This window comes from Nocardioides sp. (assembly GCF_030019515.1).
Taxonomy (GTDB): domain Bacteria; phylum Actinomycetota; class Actinomycetes; order Propionibacteriales; family Nocardioidaceae; genus Nocardioides.
Window position 1 is genome coordinate 390,206 of record NZ_JASEEQ010000002.1, and the last position, 19,970, is coordinate 410,175.

Below are 19,970 nucleotides of genomic sequence, written 5' to 3' on the forward strand. Positions count from 1 at the left end.
GGGCGCAGGCACACAGCCTCGCAGCGGCCGGCCCGCGGGGCATGCGGTGAGGTAACTACCATCGCCGGGTGAGCGCGAACCTCGTCACCAAGAACCTTGCCGGTGGCCACGCTCACCGCGTCCTCTTCCAGTCCCTTGACCTGACCGTCGCGCCCGGGGACGTGGTGGGCGTGGTCGGTGCCAACGGGGCTGGCAAGACGACCTTGCTGCGCATCCTTGCCGGAGACCTGGAGCCGCTCGACGGGGTCGTCTCGACTGCTCCCGTCGACGCGTTCGTCGGCTGGCTTCCTCAGGAACACGAGCGCGTCGCCGGCGAGACCGTCGGTCAGTACGTCGCCCGCCGCACGGGAGTCGCCGCCGCGACCGATGCGATGGAGCGGGCCGCTTCCGCGCTCGGCGCCGGCGACACCTCCCGAGCAGCTGAGGACGCCTACGCGCACGGGCTCGACCACTGGCTGGCCAGTGGCGCGCCGGACCTCGACGAACGACTCGCGCCGATGCTCGCCGACCTCGGCCTCGACGTCGGCCCGGGCGCCCGGATGACGTCCCTGTCCGGCGGGCAGGCCGCCCGAGCGGCCCTCGCCGCGTTGATGCTGAGCCGCTTCGACGTCGTGCTGCTCGACGAGCCGACCAACGACCTCGACCACGCCGGGCTGGAACGGCTGGAGACGTTCGTGCATGGGCTCCGCTCCGGAGTCGTGCTGGTCTCCCACGACCGCGAGTTCCTCTCCCGGGTGGTGACCCGGATCGTCGAGCTCGACCTGGCCCAGCAACAGGTGGCGGTCTACGACGGCGGTTACGACGCGTTCCTCGAGGAGCGCGCCATCGCCCGCAGGCACGCCCGCGAGGCCTACGAGGAGTTCGCCGACAAGAAGGCCGACCTCGTCAACCGAGCCCGCACTCAGCGCGAGTGGAGCTCCCAGGGCGTCCGCAACGCCATCAAGAAGGCCCCCGACAACGACAAGATCCGCCGCAAGGCACGCACGGAGTCCTCCGAGAAGCAGGCCCAGAAGGTCCGACAGATGGAGTCCCGGATCGCACGCCTCGAGGAGGTCGAGGAACCGCGCAAGGAGTGGGCGCTGCGCTTCACGATCGGCAGCGCTCCACGCTCCAGCTCCGTCGTGGCGACGCTCGACGAAGCCGCGGTGAGCCTCGGCCACTTCACCTTCGGCCCGACCTCGGTCCAGGTCAGTGCGGGTGATCGGATCGGCGTCACCGGTCCCAACGGCGCCGGCAAGACGACGCTGCTGCGACTCCTTCTCGGCCGGCTCGCCCCTGCGACCGGCAGAGCCAGCTTGGGCGCCTCGGTCGCGGTCGGTGAGATCGACCAGTCCCGCACCGGGCTGGTCGAGACCCTGTCGCTGGGGGACGCGTTCGAGGCGGCCGTGCCGCAGATGGCTCCGGCCGACGTACGGACGCTGCTGGCGAAGTTCGGGCTCAAGGCCGACCAGGTCACCAGCCTGGTCAGCGGGCTCTCGCCCGGCGAGCGCACGCGCGCCGCGATGGCCCTGCTGCAGGCCCGCGGGGTCAATCTCCTCGTCCTCGACGAGCCCACCAACCACCTGGATCTGCCGGCGATCGAGCAGCTCGAGGAGGCCCTGGAGTCCTACGACGGCGCTCTGCTGCTGGTCTCGCACGACCGCCGCCTGCTGGACAACGTCAGGCTGGACCAGCACTGGCAGGTCCGTGACGGCCGGGTCACCATCACCCATATGGGCTGACCTCGGGCCCGCGAGGTCAGGCCACCTCGGGGTCGTCGGGGTGGTCGGGGTCGGTCTCGATGGACCGGGACGTGCAGGAGGCGTAGGGGAAGGTGTCGGCCGGCATCTTCAGCTGCACTGCCCTCCGATGTCGGTCCCGGATCTCGCAGGCGTCCACCGGCGCCTGACCAGCCAGGTCCCACACCGGCCGGATCGTGGCCATCGCGGCCCGCTCCTTGGCCTCCCGCGCCGTCGCGGGCGCGACCTACCGTCGCGTCGCCTCACCACCTGCCGGACATCCGGATCTGTCCGCAGGGGTCGATCGGCGTGACCAGACAGGACGAACTCGCTGATTCCTGGTCGTCCGAGCGCGATCGCCGCGAGTGTCTCCCGGTTCTTCTGGTCCGACGACGAGGGGACCCTGGACGGCATCACGAGAGCGCACGAGGTGGGCGAGCCGCACTCCTCGAGGGCGCGCCCGGCGATAGCGTCGTGGGATGCCCGCCCGACGCCCACGCCGCCGGAAGGCAACGCCGCAGCGGCCGCTGCCGGCCGCGGGGCCCGGCGAGCGGCTGTGGGTGCTCGACGTTCCGTACGGGACCCAGGTCGACGGCACGAGCTGGCACCCGGCGGTCAAGACCCACCTGTACGTCGGGCGCGCGTTGCCGGCGCACCTCGCGCCGTACGCTCCGGGGCCGCACACGCTCGGCCGGTTCATCGAGAACACCCTCAATCCCAACAGTCCGACGCCCTCCCCCGAGCCGGCCGACGAGCTCGAGCCCCGGAGGCTCCAGTTCGAGGCGGCCGACGCGATCGCGGCGCGCGCCGCGGCGGGCGGACGGCAGTTCCTGCTGGCCGACGAGCCCGGCGTGGGCAAGACGATCTCCGCGGTGCTCGGCGCGATCGCGGTGGGCGACCTGCGCGGCGCGCGGCGGGTGCTCGTCGTGGCCGACCGGCCCGCCGCGATCACCATCGGCCACTGGTGCCGCACGATCACGGCCTTGGGCGACGGCGGCCTGGAGTGGGTCGTGATCACGTGGGACCGGCTCGAGAAGGTCAAGGACCACACCTGGGACGTGATCATCGCCGACGAGGCTCACGCGCTGCGGCGGACGACGACGAAGCGGTGGAAGCACTGGGCGAGGATCTCGGGCCACGGCAAGCCGCACGACCAGGCGCCGTTCGTCATCGCGACGACCGCGACGCCCGGACACACGCCGCTGGAGCTGCCGTACCTCGCTCCCGCCTATGCGCAGGTGCTCGGCGAGCCGATCCGGGAGTGGACCTCGGCGACGCAGCCCGGGGCGACGTTCGCCGCCGCGCTCGAACGCCACGGCATCGCGGTGGAGCAGGGTCGGTACGGCGCGGCCTGGACCACCGATCCGGCGCGCCGCGCCGCCGACCTCAAGCTGGTGCGCGGCTGGCTCGCCGACGAGCGGCCCCCGGCGATGCTGCACCGCGCCGCGCCCTGGGGGCCGGTGCCGATCTCCGGCATGCCGGTGGCGCTCACGCCGGCCGAGCGGACGGCGTACGAGGCCGAGTGGGGCGAGTTCTGTCGCGAGATGGACATCGCACGACGCGGCCGCAACGTCGCGAAAGGCCGGGCCGCGCTGCTGCGCTTCCGGCAGAAGGCCGGGCTGATCCGGGTCGACTCCACGGTCGCGTGGATCGCCCAGCAGGTCGAGTCCGAGCGACAGGTGGCGTGCTCGGTCGAGTTCGTCGCGACCGCCGCCGACCCCATCGCCGACCGGCTGCGCGACTCGGGCGTCGAGGTCGCCACGATCTACGGCCGCGACCGGTTCGACGCCGAGGCCGAGCGGCTCCGGTTCCAGACCGGGCAGGCGAAGGTCTGCGTCTTCACCACCGTCGCCTCGATCAGCCTGCACGCCGGCGAGACCCTCGCCGACGGCCGGCAGGCGAGCACCGAGCCGCGGGTCGGCGTCTTCCACCAGGCGCGCTTCTCCGGAATCGCCGGACGGCAGGTGACCGGGCGCACCCACCGCGACCACCAGGTCTCGCCGTGGCACATCGCGTACGCCGAGGGCACGGTCGAGGAGCAGGTCGGCCGAGTGATGGTGGAGCGGATCGCCGCGGCGTCCGACACCGTCGGAAGCGACACCACTGGTCTCGCCGATCTCGCCCAGCTCCTCGGAGCCGACTGGCTGCCATCGACCACGCTGACCGAGGACGGCAGCTGACCGGGCTCGACTCAGGTGAGCGGCACCTTCCGCGCCCAGCGAACCTCGCCGTCGTCGTCGGTGCGCACCATGGCCAGCAGCAGGTCGTCCTCGGGCTGGTCTGTCGCGAGCTCGGGGCGGGGCAGGAAGAACGCCAGGACGCCCTCCCCCTCCTCCGTCGCCGAGAGCAGCAATCCCTCGGTCGTCTCCGTGTAGCTGCCGTCGGGGTGGTGCCGGGCCGCGGTGCGGGCGAGCCACGGGTAGTGCTCCGCCACTGCGCCGTAGGAGCCGGCCCAGCTGGGGGCGGACGCGCCGTCGGCGTCCCAGGACGCGATGGCCACCAGAGGCTTCGGCGGGGACAGCCGCTGGTCGAGCAGCACGAACACGTAGGACCCGTCGGGGTCGGGCGTGCCAGTCCAGGAGACCTGGAGGACGAACGACTGCCGCGCCCGCGAGTCGGCCGGCTCGGCCGGCACTCCGGCCGCGGCGAGCGAATCCGGGTAGCCCGCACTGGTCGTCGCCTCGATCTGCGCACTCACAGTCACGCCGTCGCCGCCGTGCGCCCACTCGTCGTCACGTTCTCGATCGCGCGTCCAGGCGGCCGCGCCCACCACGAGGGCCACCACTACCAGCGCCGCCAGGCCGACGAGGAGCGTGCGTCGGCGTCCGTCCCGAGATACCCCCGCCGTCTCGCTCACCGGCCCACCCTAGGTGGACCGGCGAGCATGCGTCACCTGGCGCCGGTCAGCCCCTCCGCGGTCGAGCCGGAGAGCCGCTGGGCGAGGTAGATCGGGACCGCCGAGGCGAGCACGAGCACGGCGGCCACGACGTTCACGATCGGCGCCTGGTTGGGCCGGAACAGGTTCTGGAGGATCCAGATCGGCAGCGTCTGGTCCTGCGGGCTCGCGGTGAACGTCGTCACCACGATCTCGTCGAAGGACAGCCCGAAGGACAGCAGCCCGCCGGCGAGCAGCGCCGAGCGCAGCATCGGGAAGGTGACCAGCCGGAACGTCGTCCACCGGCCGGCGCCCAGGTCCATCGAGGCCTGCTCGAGGTTCGTGCCGAGCCGCTGGAAGCGGGCCTGCACGTTGTTGAAGACCGTGACGATGCAGAACGTCGCGTGCGCGATCACGATCGTCCAGATGCTCAGCTGGATCCCGAGGATCGTGCGGAAGCCGTTCTGGAACGCCAGGCCGGTCACGATGCCGGGCAGCGCGATCGGCAGGATGATCAGCAGCGACACGACGTTGCGCCCGAAGAACCGGGTCCGCCGCAGTCCCATCGCAGCGAGCGTCCCGAGCACCAGCGCGACCGCGGTCGCGCACAGCGCCATCTGGATGCTGGTCAGCAGCGCGTCACGGTTGCCACGAACCGCACCACCGCGGCCCGGCCGACTCCCGCGCTCAGTCGATGTCGGCGCAGCCCGCCTCGTAGTCGTTGATCGCCTCGACCTTCGCTGCCGACCGCGAAGTGGGGTCGAACCGGTACCCCAGCCACTCCCGGGCCAAGCGGCGCGCCAACGCCAGCCCGATGACACGCTCGCCGAAGCACAGCACCTGCGCGTTGTTGCTGAGCACGGACCGCTCGACCGAGTAGCTGTCGTGCGCGGTCACTGCCCGGATCCCACCGACCTTGTTCGCGCTGATCGCGACGCCGAGCCCGGTGCCGCACAGCAGCAGTGCCCGGTCGGCCGCCCCTTCGGCGACGAGACGCGCGGCGGCGACGGCGACGTGGGGGTAGTGCGTGTCCTCGCCCTCGTGGACTCCGACGTCGATGACCTCGACGACCCGCGGGTCATTGCGGAAGTCAGCGGCGATCTTGTCCTTGTAGCTCAGGCCGGCGGAGTCGCTTCCCACGACGATGCGCAGCTGCTGGTGCTCAGTCATACCCTCATGTCTCCTCACTCGATGATCTGTCCGTGGGGTCCGCGCTCAGGCGGACCGATCCGATCGCGAGCCCGCGAGCTGGTCGCGCGCGGCCGCGAGCACCGCTTCGGCGGTGAATCCGAACTTCGTCTGAAGGGCCTTCAAAGGCGCCGAGGCCCCGAAGGTCTCCATCCCGATGACCGCGCCGGTCGACCCGACCCAGCGGTGCCACCCGAACGCGCTCGCCTGCTCGACGGCGACCCGCGCGGTCACCTGCGGCGGGAGCACGTGGTCGCGGTACTCCGGCGACTGCCTGGTGAACAGCTCGACCGAGGGCATGCTGACCACACGGGCCCGGACGCCGTCGGCGGTCAGCTGCTCGTAGGCGCTCACTGCGAGGGCGACCTCGCTCCCGGTCCCGATCAAGATGACCTCCGGGACCGTCTCCGGGTCTCCGGCCAGGACGTAGGCGCCCTTGCGCACCCCGGCCGCCGACGCGTAGCGACTGCGGTCGAGAGTCGGCAGTGCCTGCCGGGAGAGGATCAGCGCGACCGGGTCGTGTCGCAGCGGCATGATCGTCCGCCACGCCTCGACGACCTCGTTGGCGTCGGCTGGGCGGAGGTCGATGAGCCCCGGCATCGCCCGCAGGCTGGCCAGGTGCTCGACCGGCTGGTGCGTGGGCCCGTCCTCTCCTACGCCGATCGAGTCGTGGGTGAAGAGGTGGATCACCGGCAGCTCCATCAGGGCGGAGAGCCGGAGCGCGCCGCGCTGGAAGTCGGAGAAGATCAAGAACCCCGCCTGGTAGGCGCGCACCTTCGACAACGCGAGACCGTTGGCAACCGCCGCGGCCGCGTGCTCGCGCACACCGAAGTGGAGGTTGCGGCCAGACCGCTCCGACGCGCTGAAGTCGCCCGCGCCGTCGAACGTCAGTCGTGACTTGTTCGACGGGGCGAGGTCGGCGGATCCGCCGAGCAGCCACGGCACCTGGCGAGCGATCGCATCGAGCACCTTGCTGCTCGCCTCGCGGCCGGCCAACCCGTGTGGGTCCGGGGCGAACTCCGGCAGGTCCGCGTCCCAGCCGTCGGGAAGCTGGCGCCGCTCCATCTGGGCGAGCTGGTCGGCGAGGTCGGGATACGCCTCGCGGTAGCCGGCGATGAGCTGCTCCCACTCCCGGCGGATCCGGGCGCCGCGAGCGGCCACCACGGTGGCGAAGTGGTCGTACACGCCGTCGGGAACCAGGAAGGTCTCCTCGGCGGGCCATCCGTAGAACTCCTTGGCGCCGCGCACCTCGTCGATGCCCAGGGGCTCACCGTGCGCGCTGTGGGTGCCCTGCTTGGTCGGTGCGCCGTACCCGATCACCGAGTCGACGACGACCAGGGTGGGCCGTTCGGTCTCCTGGTCGACCTGCTCGAAGGCCGCGTCCAGTGCCGCGACGTCGTTGGCGTCAGAGACCTCGATCACCGCCCAGCCGTAGCTGCGGAACCGAGCGGGCACGTCCTCGGTGAAGGCCAGGCCGGTGCTGCCCTCGATCGTGATCTGGTTGCGGTCGTAGATCCAGCACAGGTTGGACAGAGCGAGGTGGCCGGCCAGCGAGGCGGCCTCGGCGCCGATGCCCTCCATCAGGTCCCCGTCGCCGCAGAGCGCGAAGACGCGGTGATCGAACAGCCGGTAGCCGGGCCGGTTGTAGGTCGCGGCCTTCCACTCGGCGGCGATCGCCATGCCGACCGAGGCCGCGATCCCGGTCCCGAGCGGACCGGTGGTGCACTCCACGCCCGAGGTCCAGCGGTACTCCGGGTGCCCCGGACACCTGGAGTCCAGCTGCCTGAACCGGCGCAGGTCGTCCAACGAGACCGCCGGGCTTTCGCTGGTCTCGTAGCTGGAGTCGACGGACCTGACGCCGGCCAGGTGGAGCAGGGAGTAGAGCAGCGCCGACGCGTGCCCGATCGAGAGCACGAACCGGTCCCGGTTGGCCCAGGTGGGCCGCTCCGGGTCGTAGCGCAGGAACCGGCTCCAGAGGGTGTAGGCCACGGGAGCGAGCGCCATCGCGGTCCCAGGGTGACCGGAGTTGGCCGCTTGGACCGCATCCATGGACAGCGTCCGGAGCGTGTCGATGGCCAGCGCTGCCTCTGGGGTGGTGCGAGGTGCGGCCGTGTAGGCGGCCGGCCTCTCCTCGGGGGCGATGCCTGGGGTGGCCGTGTCGAGCACCGAACTGTCCTCTCGGTCGTGGAAATGGTCTGTGGAGCCGGTTGCCTGCGGATGATCAGGGAATGAGCGAGACCTTGATCGACTGGGTGCCCTCCGCCACCAGGTCGAGGCCGTCTTGGAACTTCTCCAGCGGCAACTGGTGGGTGCAGATCTCGTCCATCGGCAAGATGCCGGACTCGAGCATGCGGATCGCCGCGGGCCAGCAGTGGGGCCCGAGGTGGGCACCGAGGACGTCGAGCTCCTTGTCGTCGCTGATGATGCTCCAGTCGACGGTGACCTCGGAGCCGAAGACGCTGTACTCGACGTACCTGCCGAGCTTGCGCAGCAGGTTCAGACCGGTCTTCACCGCGGACGGGTGGCCGCTGCCCTCGAGGTAGACGTCGGCACCGTAGCCCTCGGTCATGTCCCGGACGAACTGCACCGGGTCCTGCTCGGAGATGTTGACCACGTGCGTGGCTCCGCACTTCTTGGCGATCTCGAGCTTCTTCGCGGACATGTCGAGCGCGACGACGGCGGCCGGGCTCTTCGCTGCTGCCCCGGCGATCATGCCGAGGCCGATCGGGCCGCAGCCGGCCACGACGACGACGTCCTCGAACTGGATGCTGGCGCGCTCCACGGCGTGCAGCGCGCACGACAGCGGCTCGGTGAACGCGGCGTGCTGCGCCGGGATGTCCTTGCTGATCTTGTAGACGAGCGCCTCGGCCGGGTAGACCATGTACGACGCCATCCCGCCCGGGTTGCGGCGCTTGAACCCGTACATGTCGTGCGGCCCACACATCCAGTACTGGCCGCGCTTGCAGTAGCGGCACTCCCAACAGGGCACGATCTGCTCGGAGACGACCCGGTCGCCGACCGCGACTCCCCAACGCGCAGTCGCCTCGGCGTCGATCTCGACGACCTCGCCGACGAACTCGTGCCCGGGAATGACCTCGGACTCGGTCCATGCGGGACGGTTCTCGTCTCCCCAGAACTTGGCCGCGCCGTGGTAGGCCTTGAGGTCGCTGGCGCAGATGCCGACGGCCTCGACACGGACGAGGGCCTCGCCCGGTCCCGGCCGCGGCACTGCGACCTCTTCGAGCACGTAGTTCCCAGGCCCGTGGACGACAACAGCCCTCATGGTCTCGGGGATGCCGTTCGTCGGTGTAGTCATGGCTGTTCCTCTCTTGAAGATGCTTGGTTGTCTGTCTGGTGGTCAGCCGCGGTCCGCGCAGCTCGCGGTGGCGAGTACGTCGCCGACCCTGGTGACGATCAGTCCCATGGAGACGGCGCCGGGGTCCGGCGTGCCGATGCTGCGCTCCGCCAACGGACGGGCGCGGCCGACGCGAGCCTTGAGCGCTGCGGTCGCCTCAGCGGCCTCGACCGCTACGGCCGCCGCGGTCGCCCACGCCTCGGCGAGGCTCACACCCTGGTCGAGCTGCCCACCCAGGGAGTCGACGAACGGGAACAGCGCATCGAGCATGGTCTTGTCACCGAGCTCGGCCTTGCCCACTCGCTTGATCGCGTCCGCGCCGGCGCGCACCGCGACGAGGGCGCGCTCGGGGGTGACGGCCTCGCTGTCGCCGAGGGAGTCGCCCATGCTGCCGAGGGCGAGGCCCCAGAGCATGCCGCTGGTGCCGCCCGCCTTGTCGGCGAAGGCGTCGCCCGCCGCGCGCAGAACCGACCCCACGCCTCCGTCGGTGGCGTCCGCCGTCTCCCGGGCGGCCCGGACGCCTCGCGCCATGCCGGTCCCGTGGTCGCCGTCGCCCGCGACGGCATCGATCTCGCCGAGCCGGTCCTCGTTCTCCAGCACGACGTCTGCCATGGCGCCGATGCAGGCGCGGGCGGTGACCGCCGCGGCGCGCGACGCCGGGGTCGCGGACCGTATCGCCTCGTGGTGCTCGGTCTCGGCACTGTCAGTCCGGTGCTGCTCGAACGTCGGGAGGGCGGACGTCTCACCGCGACGGAAGGCAGCGGTGTCGGCCGGCGCGCTCCACAGGGCCTCCAGCTCGTCGTCGAGCCACAAGATGCTGAGCGAGCAGCCCGCCATGTCGAGGCTGGTCACCAGCTCGCCCACCTCCGGGAGGACCGACACCACCCCCGCCTCGCGCAGCAGCCGGTCGACCCAGCCGTTGAGGACGAACAGCTCTTCGTACTTGGTGGCACCGAGCCCGTTCACAATGACGGCAGCGCGCCCGTCCGCGTCGGCGGGACGCTCGGCGAGGACCGCGTGCACCAGACGCTCCGCCAAGGTCGCCGCCGGCAACCAGCTCTCCGAGCTGATGCCGGGCTCGCCGTGGATGCCGAGACCGAACTCCATCTGGCCGGGCGGGACGACGAAGAGCGGCTCGTGCTTGCCCGGCATGGTGCAGCCTGCGAAGGCCACGCCATAGGAGAAGGTGTTCGCGTTCGCCTTGCGCATCACGCGCTCCACCCCGTCCACGTCGAGGCCTTGGTCCGCGGCGGCGCCGCCCACCTTGTAGACGAGGAAGGTGCCGGCGATCCCGCGACGCTTGTCCGCCTCCGACGGTACGGCGGACGCGATGTCGTCGGTGACGTACACGTTCCGGCAGTCGATGCCCTCCGCCTGGAGGCGCTCCTGTGCCGCGCCGAAGTTCAACCGGTCACCCGCGTAGTTGCCGTAGGCCAGGACGACCCCGGCGCCGCCGCTCGCGGCGCGGCCGACGCGGTAGACCTGCTCGGCCGAGGGCGAGGCGAACACATCGCCGAGGACCGCCCCGTCGACGAAGCCGGGGCCCAGCGTGCCGGAGTAGGAGGGGAAGTGCCCGGAGCCGCCACCGACCACGACGCTCACCTTGCCCGCGCGGGGCCCGCCGCGCCGGACGAACCCGGCGGCGTGGGGCACGCGCTCGACGTAGCGCGAGTAAGCCCTCGCGAAGCCGTCGAGCACCTGCTCCTTGAAGTCCTCAGGCTTGTCGTAGATGTGGGTCACGGTTCTCTCCTGGTATCGGTGGTGTTGGTTCAGGTGGCGATCTGGTAGGCGATGCCGGCTGTGTCCCAGGCCTGGAGGACGGCGGGGTTGGCTCCCGCGTCGGTGATGATGAGATCGAAGGCATCGAGGGGGACGACGCGGTGCAGGGCGACTCGTCCCAGCTTGCTGGAGTCGACGAGGAGGCACCTGAACGTGGCCACGTCGAGCATCTGGCGCTTCAGCTCCACGATCCGCTCCTCCTGGTGGAACGCGTCACCGCTGGAGACGGCCGAGGTCGACAAGAACACCGCGTCCGCCCGGATGCTGCGGATCTGCTCGATGCACTGAAGGCCGACGAAGCAGTCGTGCGATGCGTTGTAGACACCGCCGAGCCCGATGATCGTGAGCTCCGCGCGGGTGGCGATCTGGCTGAGCATGCGCAGGCCCTCGAGGAACATGGTCGCGACGTGCAACGGCGCCTTGTCCTGGAGACCCGGGATCATCTGCCGCACCGTCGTCGAGTCGTCCAGCAGCAGTGACATCCCCGGATCGACCAGGTCGAGTGCGGCCCGCGCGATCGCGGTCTTCTCGTCGACCTTCGCCTGTAGCCGGTGCGACAGCTGGGCCTCGAAGACCCCGGACGCCTGAGCCGTGACGCCTCCGTGGAACCGCCGAACGATGCCGCGCCGCTCGAGCACCTCCAGGTCGCGGTGGACGGTCATCAGGCTCACCCCGAACTCGGTGGCGAGCTCCTGTGGCGAGCATGACCCCCTCGTCATGACGAGATCGGCGATCTGCGTCTGCCTCACGTCCGCCTTGCGCCCGCGGACGGTCCGGCCTCGTTCGGCTGCCGGTGATTCAGTCATGCGCCACCCTTCCTTCCCGTCGTGAGGGCATGGTGATCGAGGTGGGCCGCCGCCGAGGTCGGCGGCCCACCCGTCTCACTACAGCCGGGTCACTCAGACAGCACGAAGCCGTTGAGCTTGTCTGCGTTGTCGGCGTTGATGAGCACGCAGTCGATGGCCTGCTTCTCGGTCTCCGGCTCCGTACCGTTCTTGATGTAGTCGTCGGCGTACTGCACCGCGAGCGTCGTGCCCGTCACGATCGGCTGGAGGACGGTGGCCACCATCTCGCCGGCCTTGACCGCGGCGACAGCGTCGTCGTTGCCGTCGAACCCGAGGACCTTCACCTGGTCGAGCTTGCCGGCGTCCTTGAGTGCCTGGATCGCTCCGAGGGCCATCTCGTCGTTGCCGGAGACCACACCGACGATGTTGGGGTGGGCCGAGAGCAGGATCTCCATCTTCTCCTTGCCCTGCGCGCGGTCCCAGTTCGCCGTCTCCGTCTGGACCAGCTTCAGGTCCGGGAACTGCGAGAGGACGCCGGCGTAGCCGTCGGACCGCACCTGGGCGTTGTTGTCGGTCGGGTTGCCGAAGAGCTCGACGTACTCGCCCTTCCCGCCGACGGCCTCGGCCCAGGCCTGGGCACCGAGCGTGGCGCCCTGCGCGTTGTTGGACACGATCTGCGCCTTGGCGATGCCCTGCTCGCTGATCTCGGCGTTCACCAGGAAGACCGGGATCCCGGCGTCGGTGGCCTTCTTCACGGCGCCGATGCTCTCGTCGGCACCAGCCGGGTCGAGGATGATCGCGACGACCTTCTTGCTGATGGCGCCGTCGATGAACTGGTTCTGCTTGTCCGGGTCGTTGCCGTGCGCGTCGACCGTCGTGTCGTAGCCGAGCTTCTCGGCTTCGGCGACCGCGGTGTCCACCTCGGCCTTCCAGTAGGGGTTGGACGGGTCGACGGTGATGATGGCGATCGTGCCGCCGCCCTTGGCGGCGTCGCCGTCGGCGGCCTGGTCGGAGTCCGAGTCACTGCCGCCACAGGCGGCGAGCCCGAATGCGGTCAGTGCGCCGATGAGAAGTAGTGCGAACTTGCGCTTCATAGTCGTCCTTTCAGGACTGGTCGGATCACGTTGTGCCGGTGGTACTGATGTGCGAGAGATCAGACGCCGACCATCTCCTCTGTCGGCGCGTCCGTCGTCGGTGGCAGCGCTGCCGCCGTCCGGATCGCCCTGCTCTTCTGGATGGACTGCTGGATCTGGTCGACTGCGACGGCGAGGATGATGACCGCGCCCTTGACGACCTGCTGCCAGAAGACGGACACACCCACGAGAACCAGTCCGTCTACGAGGAACCCGATGACGAAGGCGCCGATCATGGTGCCGCGGATCGTGCCGCGACCGCCGGAGAGGGCGGCCCCGCCGATGACCACGGCCGCGATGGCGTTCAGCTCGTAGAGCTCGCCGCCCTTCGGCGTCGCTGCCGGGAGGTCTGCGGTGAGGAGCAGACCGACCGTGGCGGCACACATGCCGGCGAGCAGGTAGATGGTGACCTTGATCCTCTTGATCGGCACCCCGGAGAGCTCGGCGGCGCGCTCGTTACCGCCAGTGGCATAGAGCCAGCGCCCGAACGGCGTCTTGTTGAGGATCACCGAGAAGATCAGGGCGAAGACGACCATGACCCACACCGGGAAGGGGATACCGAACGGGTCGCTGGCCAGCACGGTCAGGAAGCCGGTGTTGCCCAGCTCCTTGTCACCGCTCAGCCGGGTGAACGTCTCGCCGTTCGTGATCAGCAACGCGAGACCGCGTGCGACGTACAGCATGCCGAGGGTCGCGATGAACGGGGCGACATTGAGATACGCGACGAGAACGCCGTTGAGCCACCCCACGAGGCAGCCGACCATGAGGGCGATGATGATCACCACCCAGACCGGCGGATAGGCCACCTGGTCGGTGCCCGGCACGTTCGCGCCCTGGAGGAGATATCCGGCCACGACTCCCGAGAGCCCCACGCTCGAGCCGACCGAGAGGTCGATGCCGCCGTTCAGGATGACGAGCAGCATCCCGATCGCCAGGATCGCGTTGAGTGCGACGTGACGGGTCATCAGGATGAGGTTGTCCGGATTCAGGAAGTTCGGGGAGAGCGCGGAGAACACCGCGACGATGATGACCAGCGCCACAAGGGCTCGGCCTTCGACCATCAGGGCGTTCAGGTTCAGCTTGCGGCCTCTGGGCGCCGCAGTGGTCTCGGTAGGGCTCATTGGACGACTCCGCTGTCTAGGGCTTGGGGATCGAGCTGGTCGGAGGCGGCGGTCACCTCGTCGCGTTCGGCGTGCAGGGGGTCGAACTCACGCATGACCCGGCCACGGTTCATGACGATGACGCGGTGCGACGACGTCATCGCCTCGCCGATCTCCGAGGTCGCGTAGAGCACCGCCAATCCACTCTCCGCTGCCTTGAACAGGAGGGAGAAGACCTCGGCCTTGGCGCCGACGTCGATGCCACGAGTGGGCTCGTCGAGCAGGAGCACCTGCGGCTTGGTCATCAACATCTTGCCGATGACGACCTTCTGCTGGTTTCCGCCGCTCAGCGACGTGATCGGCGCGCCGGGTCCGGAGGTCTTCACACGGACCTCCTTGATCGCCCAGTCGATGTCCTTCGCCTCGCTCGAGCGGGACACGAACGCCCTCTTCACGAAGCTCAACAGGCTCGGCAGCGACAGGTTCTTGCCCACGGTCATCATCTGGACCAGCCCGTCGCGCTGACGGTCCTCGGGCACAAGCCCGATGCCGGTGGCGATCCGGTCCTTGATGGAGCGGCCGGTGATGTCGGTGCCGTTGAGCAGCACCTTGCCGGAGGCGATCGGCTGGCGTCCGGCAAGCGCCTCGAGCAGCTCCGTGCGGCCGGCTCCCATGGGGCCGTACAGGCAGACGATCTCGCCGGTCTTCAGCTGGAGGTTCATGTCCTGCACAGCGACCCGCCCGGAGTTCGGATCGACCACTCGGAGATTCTCCAGCTCGAGGATGACGTCACCGTGCTCGCGAGGGTGACCGCTGAAGTCGTGCTCCGCCTCCTTGCCCACCATCTTGGAGATCACCCAGGAGGGGCTGATGTTGGCGGCATCCTCCGACGCCACCAGCTCGCCATCTCGGAAGACGACGGCGTAGTCGGCGATCTCGATCGCCTCCTCGAGGTGATGGGAGATATAGACGATCGCCACGCCCTGGGCAGTGAGCTCCCGGATCACTCGGAACAGCACCGCGACCTCGGCGGCGCTGAGCGCCGACGTGGGCTCGTCCATGATCAGGATCCGCGCCTTGGTGGAGAGGGCCCGCGCGATCTCGACGACCTGCTGCTGGCCCAGGCGGAGGTTCGCCACGAGCGTGAGCGGGTCGATGGCTCCCTCGAGGCGCTCCATCACCTCACGGGCGACCGCGCGCTCGGCGGCGAAGTCGACGCTGCCCCTCACGGTGCGCAGCTCACGCCCGACGAACATGTTGTCGCGGACGTTCAGGTTGGGGCAGAGATTCAGCTCCTGGTGGATGATCGAGATGCCCAGGTCGACCGCGTGGGTCGTCGACTCCAGCTCGACCACCTCGCCGTCGAGCTCGAGGTGCCCGCTGGTCGGCTGTTCGACGCCGGACATGATCTTCATCAGCGTCGACTTGCCGGCCCCGTTCTCACCGAAGAGGACTGTCACCTTGCCGCGGCGAACCTCGAAGTTCACGCCCTTGAGCGCTCGTGTCACGCCGTAGGTCTGGACGATGTCGACAGCTCGCAGGATGACGTCGCCGTCGGTGCCCGGCTCGTCGGTCACTGCCCGACCTCGATCGATACGGGATGGATGATGAACGACTTCGGCGGCCCCCCGGTCGCCCAGCCGCCGACCACGGTGACCTGCACCCCCGCAGCCAGATCCGGCTGGACCGAGGTGAGCACGTCGGACTGGATCTTGATCTTGATCTCGTTGGCGACCGACTGGAACGCGGTCTGGTCCTGGAAGTCGCCGAACTTCACGTCGCCGATGGCGTCTCGCACTGCGGTGCCCTGCAGGACGTTGCCGAGTGCGATCCGCACCTCGACGTCCTGGGGGACACCGGCTACCTCGAGGAGCGCGAAGTTCGCGTCGACCTCCTTGATCGTGCCGGTCGCCGTAACGGGGAACGCGTAGGCGTTGCTGCCGAGGTCCTGGCCGTACTCAGCTCCCGCGGCTGCCAGGTTCTCGTCGACGGCGGGGGCGAGGACAGCGATGTCCACGGCCGACTCGGTGATCGTCTGCTGCCAGCCCGAGAAGTTCTCCTCGACGAAGTCGGCTGCGACGAAGGCCGGCGGATTGATGGCCTCCTCTTCTTCGGGGCTCAACCAGGTCGTGCTGAATCCCATCGCTGCGACCAGGACGGCGAGGGCGACGGCAGCGATGCTGCGGCGGGTCCGCGGCGAAGATCGCCTGGGACTGCTCATGCTGTCTCCTTTGCTCGGTTCGACGCCGAAGCCGGAGGGCCGGCGGGGTGGACGTCCGAGGGCTTGTGAGCAGCGAACCTACGTTAGAGATCTAACGCCCCGCAATCAGAATGGGAAAGTTATAACTTACGTTTTGGTAACGGTACGTTCATCTGCGCGAACCGCCGGCACCCCTGCGCCTGACCCGCGGGGGCGGGTCGCGGTCGGGGCCCCGCCCGGCGCGTCTCGACCGCGGTGACGGCGCCAGGTCACGGGACCCCTGCTGCCTCAGCAGCGATGGCCGCGAGCCGCAGGAAGCCCTCCGGCGTCCAGGCGGCCCGGCCGACGAAGAGCCCGTCGGTGTTCGCGTCGAGCAGGAGGTCGGCGGCGTTGGCCTCGTCGACGCTGCCTCCGTACAGCAGAGCTCGGCACCCGACTCCCCCACTGACCTCCCGGGCGACCCGAGCCAGCTCCGACACCACCGGCGCGACCTCTGTCGGCGTTGCGGGCCGCCCATGCTCACCAATGGCCCAGATCGGCTCGTAGGCGATCAGCACACCGCTCACCTCGGTTGACGAGAGTCGACCCAATGCGGCTCTGACCTGGGACGATACAAACTCGATCGCCTCCCCTGCCTCGTGCACGTCGACCGGCTCGCCGACGCAGATCAGCGGCATCAGGCCCGCGTCCACAGCGGCCCGCGCCTTGAGCGCAACCGTCTCGTCGGTCTCGGCGTGGTGCTGCCGTCGCTCTGAGTGGCCTATCTCGACCAAGCGGGCGCCGGCATCGCCCACCATCCTCATGGACACCTCGCCGGTGCCGGCCCCCTCCGGCCCCCAGTGCGCGTTCTGCGCGCCGAGCAACACCGGGGACTCGGCCGGGAGGGCGTCGCGCGCGGCGGCGAGACTCGTGTGTGCCGGTATCACGAAGGGCTGGATCCCGGCGGGAAGCTCCGCGGTGGCGATGTGCTCGATGTACGCCCTGGCCTCGGCGATGGTCTTGGTCATCTTCCAGCTGGTACCGATCCACACAGGTAGTTTCACGTCAGTCCCTCTCACACAGGCGGGCGCCTGATGGGGATATTTTCACATACCTAGGGCCTATGCGAGAGAAACCTCCCACGCGAGAGGGATGATCGCCACACGAAACGGGCATTTCCGCGCCGCGTAGTGCCACACTGCGGACATGTCGGATGTCGTCGTCCTGGGCAGCGCCAACGTCGATCTGGTGATGAGGGTGGCCCGCTACCCCGGCGCCGGAGAGACCGTCACCGCAGAGCGGGTCGGGGAGCTCCCCGGCGGAAAAGGCCTGAACCAGGCGGTCGCTGCGGCGCGGGCTGGCGCGCGGACCTCCTTCGTCGGCACGGTCGGAGACGACGAGCACGGCCGGATGCTGGCCGGTGTCCTGGCGGTTGAGGGCATCGACATCACGGCGCTCGGGCGATCGACAACGGCCACTGGCATGGCAGTGATCGCACTCCACCGCGACGGGGACAACAGCATCTTCGTGCTGCCGGGCGCGAACGCGCATCTGGAGGTCGACGAGGCGGGTCGAGGGCTGATCGCCGGCAGCACCGTGATGGTCGCCCAGCTGGAGGTCCCTATCTCGGCTGTGAACGACGCGCTGCACGTGGCACGGGCAGCTGGCGTGCGGACGATCCTGAACGCCGCGCCTGCCGCTCCGTTGGACGACTCGCTCCTGGAATCGGTCGACGTCCTCGTGGTCAACGAGCACGAGGCCGCTCTGCTGGGCGGCCACGGCGACCCGATCCGGGCCGCTGTGGCGCTGGGGCGGTCGGTGGGGCTGACCGTCGTCACCCTGGGGTCCGAGGGTGCCGCGGTGGTCAGTCGCGATGGCAGCGTCGAGCGGCACCCGGGGCTCCCGGCCAATGCGGTCGACACCACCGGCGCCGGGGACACCTTCGTAGGAGTGCTGGCGGCGACCCTAGCCGCGGGCGGATCGACCCGCCTCGCCGTCGAGCGCGGCGTGGCTGCGGGTGCCGTGGCGGTCGAGCGGATCGGCGCGGTGCCGTCGATCCCCACCTACGAGGAGGTCAGCGCTCGATTGCACGCCGCATACGCCCGCGGTCCCGAGACGTCGCGCTGAACCCCCTGACGGGGAACATCCGCGGCGGCCACTCCCGGCGGTCACCGCGCGCCGGTCAGCCCCTCCGCGGTCGAGCCGGAGAGCCGCTGGGCGAGGTAGATCGGGACCGCCGAGGCGAGCACGAGCACGGCGGCCACGACGTTCACGATCGGCGCCTGGTTGGGCCGGAACAGGTTCTGGAGGATCCAGATCGGCAGCGTCTGGTCCTGCGGGCTCGCGGTGAACGTCGTCACCACGATCTCGTCGAAGGACAGCCCGAAGGACAGCAGCCCGCCGGCGAGCAGCGCCGAGCGCAGCATCGGGAAGGTGACCAGCCGGAACGTCGTCCACCGGCCGGCGCCCAGGTCCATCGAGGCCTGCTCGAGGTTCGTGCCGAGCCGCTGGAAGCGGGCCTGCACGTTGTTGAAGACCGTGACGATGCAGAACGTCGCGTGCGCGATCACGATCGTCCAGATGCTCAGCTGGATCCCGAGGATCGTGCGGAAGCCGTTCTGGAACGCCAGGCCGGTCACGATGCCGGGCAGCGCGATCGGCAGGATGATCAGCAGCGACACGACGTTGCGCCCGAAGAACCGGGTCCGCCGCAGTCCCATCGCAGCGAGCGTCCCGAGAACCAGCGCGATCGCGGTCGCAACCAGCGCCACCTGGATGCTGGTGAACAGGGCCTCGCGGGCGCCGGTGCTCTCGGCGGCCACCTTCCACCAGTGCAGCGTGAACCTCGGCGGCGGCCAGCCGAAGGTGTTGTCGCTGTTGAACGAGTTGACCAGCACCAGCAGCAGCGGGATGTAGACGACCGCCAGCACCACGGCGGTGAAGCCCGCGAGCGAGCGGCGCAGGCCACGGGACATCGCCATCGACGTGCTCGAGGGCCGGCCCATCAGAGGTTCTCCAGCGCGCCGGTACGGCGGACGGCGGCGAGGTAGGCGAGCATCACGACGATCGGCACCGTCGCCACCGCGGCGGCGAACGGCAGGTTATTGGCCGCGCCCTGGTTGTCGTACACGACGTTGCCGAGCAGCTGGCTGGTGCCGCCGACGATCTTGACCGCGATGTAGTCGCCCATCGACAGCGAGAACGTGAAGATCGAGCCGGCCACGATCGCGGGGAAGGCCATCGGGACCACCACCCGGCGCAGCGTCGTCCAGGCGCCGGCGCCGAGGTCCGCGGACGCCTCGAAGAGCGAGTCGGGCAGCCGCTCGAGCCCGGCGTACACCGGCAGGATCATGTAGGGCAGCCACAGGTAGGCGAGGGTGATGGTCACCGCCGGCAGTCCGTAGCCCGGCGTGTGCAGCCCGAACGGCGCGGCGACCCAGGCGATCGGGCCGTCCGCCGAAAGCATGCCGCGCCACGCGTAGGCCTTGACCAGGTACGACGCCCACAGCGGCGTCAGCACCGAGATCACCAGGATCCGCTGCATCCGCGGGGAGGCCACCTTGGCCATGTACAGCGCGATCGGGAACGCCAGCACCGCGTCCACCACGGTCACCAGCGCCGCGATGCCGATCGTGCGCAGCGTGATGGTGCGGTAGACCTCGACGGTGAAGAGGGTCTTGAAGTTCTCCAGCGTCCAGGAGCGCTCGATGGTCCCCGTGAAGTCGTTCTGGGTCCACAGCGAGGCGATGAGGAGGGCCGCCAGCGCCCCCAGGTAGGCCACTCCCAGCCACAGCATCGGCGGCGTCAGGAGCAGGCCCACCCGGAGGCCCGGGCGACGGTCGATCAGGGACAAGCTCC

General features: G+C 69.8%; 18 protein-coding genes. 3 read left to right on the plus strand and 15 right to left on the minus strand.

What is annotated here, in order from left to right:
• Positions 1–68: 68 nt before the first annotated feature.
• A complete protein-coding gene (locus QMC84_RS04300) occupies positions 69–1,721 on the plus strand; it encodes an ABC-F family ATP-binding cassette domain-containing protein (protein WP_300372129.1) in 1,653 nt (550 codons plus the stop codon).
• Between the two features lie 16 nt (positions 1,722–1,737).
• Here the strand turns inward: QMC84_RS04300 and QMC84_RS04305 are convergent, their stop codons facing one another.
• Entirely contained in the window at positions 1,738–1,923 is a 186-nt protein-coding gene (locus QMC84_RS04305; RefSeq protein ID WP_300372131.1) for a hypothetical protein, read from the minus strand.
• A gap of 274 nt (positions 1,924–2,197) precedes the next feature.
• On the opposite strand from QMC84_RS04305, the gene QMC84_RS04310 reads away from it, so the two are divergent.
• Positions 2,198–3,898, plus strand: coding sequence for a helicase (locus QMC84_RS04310; RefSeq protein WP_300372133.1), 1,701 nt, complete (start codon positions 2,198–2,200; stop codon positions 3,896–3,898).
• Between the two features lie 11 nt (positions 3,899–3,909).
• Here the strand turns inward: QMC84_RS04310 and QMC84_RS04315 are convergent, their stop codons facing one another.
• The 12 genes from QMC84_RS04315 to QMC84_RS04370 form a co-directional block, all read right to left on the minus strand.
• Entirely contained in the window at positions 3,910–4,575 is a 666-nt protein-coding gene (locus QMC84_RS04315; RefSeq protein WP_300372135.1) for a hypothetical protein, read from the minus strand.
• Positions 4,576–4,607: 32 nt separating this feature from the next.
• Positions 4,608–5,210 carry an ABC transporter permease gene (locus QMC84_RS04320; protein ID WP_300372137.1) on the minus strand — a complete coding sequence of 201 codons (603 nt, stop codon included), beginning with the start codon at positions 5,208–5,210 and terminating at the stop codon, positions 4,608–4,610.
• 70 nt (positions 5,211–5,280) lie between these two features.
• Complete coding sequence (locus QMC84_RS04325) at positions 5,281–5,763, minus strand: ribose-5-phosphate isomerase (protein WP_300372139.1); 483 nt, start codon at positions 5,761–5,763, stop codon at positions 5,281–5,283.
• A gap of 45 nt (positions 5,764–5,808) precedes the next feature.
• Positions 5,809–7,947 carry a transketolase gene (gene tkt / locus QMC84_RS04330; RefSeq protein WP_300372141.1) on the minus strand — a complete coding sequence of 713 codons (2,139 nt, stop codon included), beginning with the start codon at positions 7,945–7,947 and terminating at the stop codon, positions 5,809–5,811.
• A 55-nt stretch (positions 7,948–8,002) separates the two neighbouring features.
• Positions 8,003–9,097: an alcohol dehydrogenase catalytic domain-containing protein gene (locus QMC84_RS04335; RefSeq protein ID WP_300372143.1), complete on the minus strand. Its 1,095-nt coding sequence runs from the start codon at positions 9,095–9,097 to the stop codon at positions 8,003–8,005.
• A 42-nt stretch (positions 9,098–9,139) separates the two neighbouring features.
• Entirely contained in the window at positions 9,140–10,876 is a 1,737-nt protein-coding gene (gene dhaL / locus QMC84_RS04340; protein ID WP_300372145.1) for a dihydroxyacetone kinase subunit DhaL, read from the minus strand.
• Between the two features lie 29 nt (positions 10,877–10,905).
• Entirely contained in the window at positions 10,906–11,721 is an 816-nt protein-coding gene (locus QMC84_RS04345; RefSeq protein ID WP_300372147.1) for a DeoR/GlpR family DNA-binding transcription regulator, read from the minus strand.
• Between the two features lie 89 nt (positions 11,722–11,810).
• A complete protein-coding gene (locus QMC84_RS04350) occupies positions 11,811–12,794 on the minus strand; it encodes a D-ribose ABC transporter substrate-binding protein (protein ID WP_300372149.1) in 984 nt (327 codons plus the stop codon).
• A gap of 59 nt (positions 12,795–12,853) precedes the next feature.
• Positions 12,854–13,954 (minus strand): ABC transporter permease, encoded by a 1,101-nt coding sequence (locus tag QMC84_RS04355; protein ID WP_300372151.1) that lies wholly within the window; start codon positions 13,952–13,954, stop codon positions 12,854–12,856.
• Positions 13,951–15,510 (minus strand): sugar ABC transporter ATP-binding protein, encoded by a 1,560-nt coding sequence (locus tag QMC84_RS04360; protein ID WP_300372153.1) that lies wholly within the window; start codon positions 15,508–15,510, stop codon positions 13,951–13,953. The genes QMC84_RS04355 and QMC84_RS04360 overlap by 4 nt, the downstream gene beginning before the upstream one ends.
• Positions 15,507–16,154: a DUF2291 family protein gene (locus QMC84_RS04365; protein ID WP_300372155.1), complete on the minus strand. Its 648-nt coding sequence runs from the start codon at positions 16,152–16,154 to the stop codon at positions 15,507–15,509. Before QMC84_RS04365 ends, QMC84_RS04360 begins: the two co-directional genes overlap by 4 nt.
• Before the next feature lie 248 nt (positions 16,155–16,402).
• Complete coding sequence (locus QMC84_RS04370) at positions 16,403–17,191, minus strand: triose-phosphate isomerase (protein WP_300372157.1); 789 nt, start codon at positions 17,189–17,191, stop codon at positions 16,403–16,405.
• A 127-nt stretch (positions 17,192–17,318) separates the two neighbouring features.
• Between QMC84_RS04370 and QMC84_RS04375 the strand changes: the two genes are divergently transcribed.
• Positions 17,319–18,239 carry a ribokinase gene (locus tag QMC84_RS04375; RefSeq protein WP_300372159.1) on the plus strand — a complete coding sequence of 307 codons (921 nt, stop codon included), beginning with the start codon at positions 17,319–17,321 and terminating at the stop codon, positions 18,237–18,239.
• Positions 18,240–18,280: 41 nt separating this feature from the next.
• Here QMC84_RS04375 and QMC84_RS04380 read toward each other — a convergent pair whose 3' ends face one another.
• Positions 18,281–19,117, minus strand: a complete 837-nt coding sequence (locus tag QMC84_RS04380; protein WP_300372161.1) for an ABC transporter permease — start codon at positions 19,115–19,117, stop codon at positions 18,281–18,283.
• Positions 19,117–19,965 (minus strand): ABC transporter permease, encoded by an 849-nt coding sequence (locus QMC84_RS04385; RefSeq protein ID WP_300372163.1) that lies wholly within the window; start codon positions 19,963–19,965, stop codon positions 19,117–19,119. Before QMC84_RS04385 ends, QMC84_RS04380 begins: the two co-directional genes overlap by 1 nt.
• Between the last annotated feature and the right edge of the window lie 5 nt (positions 19,966–19,970).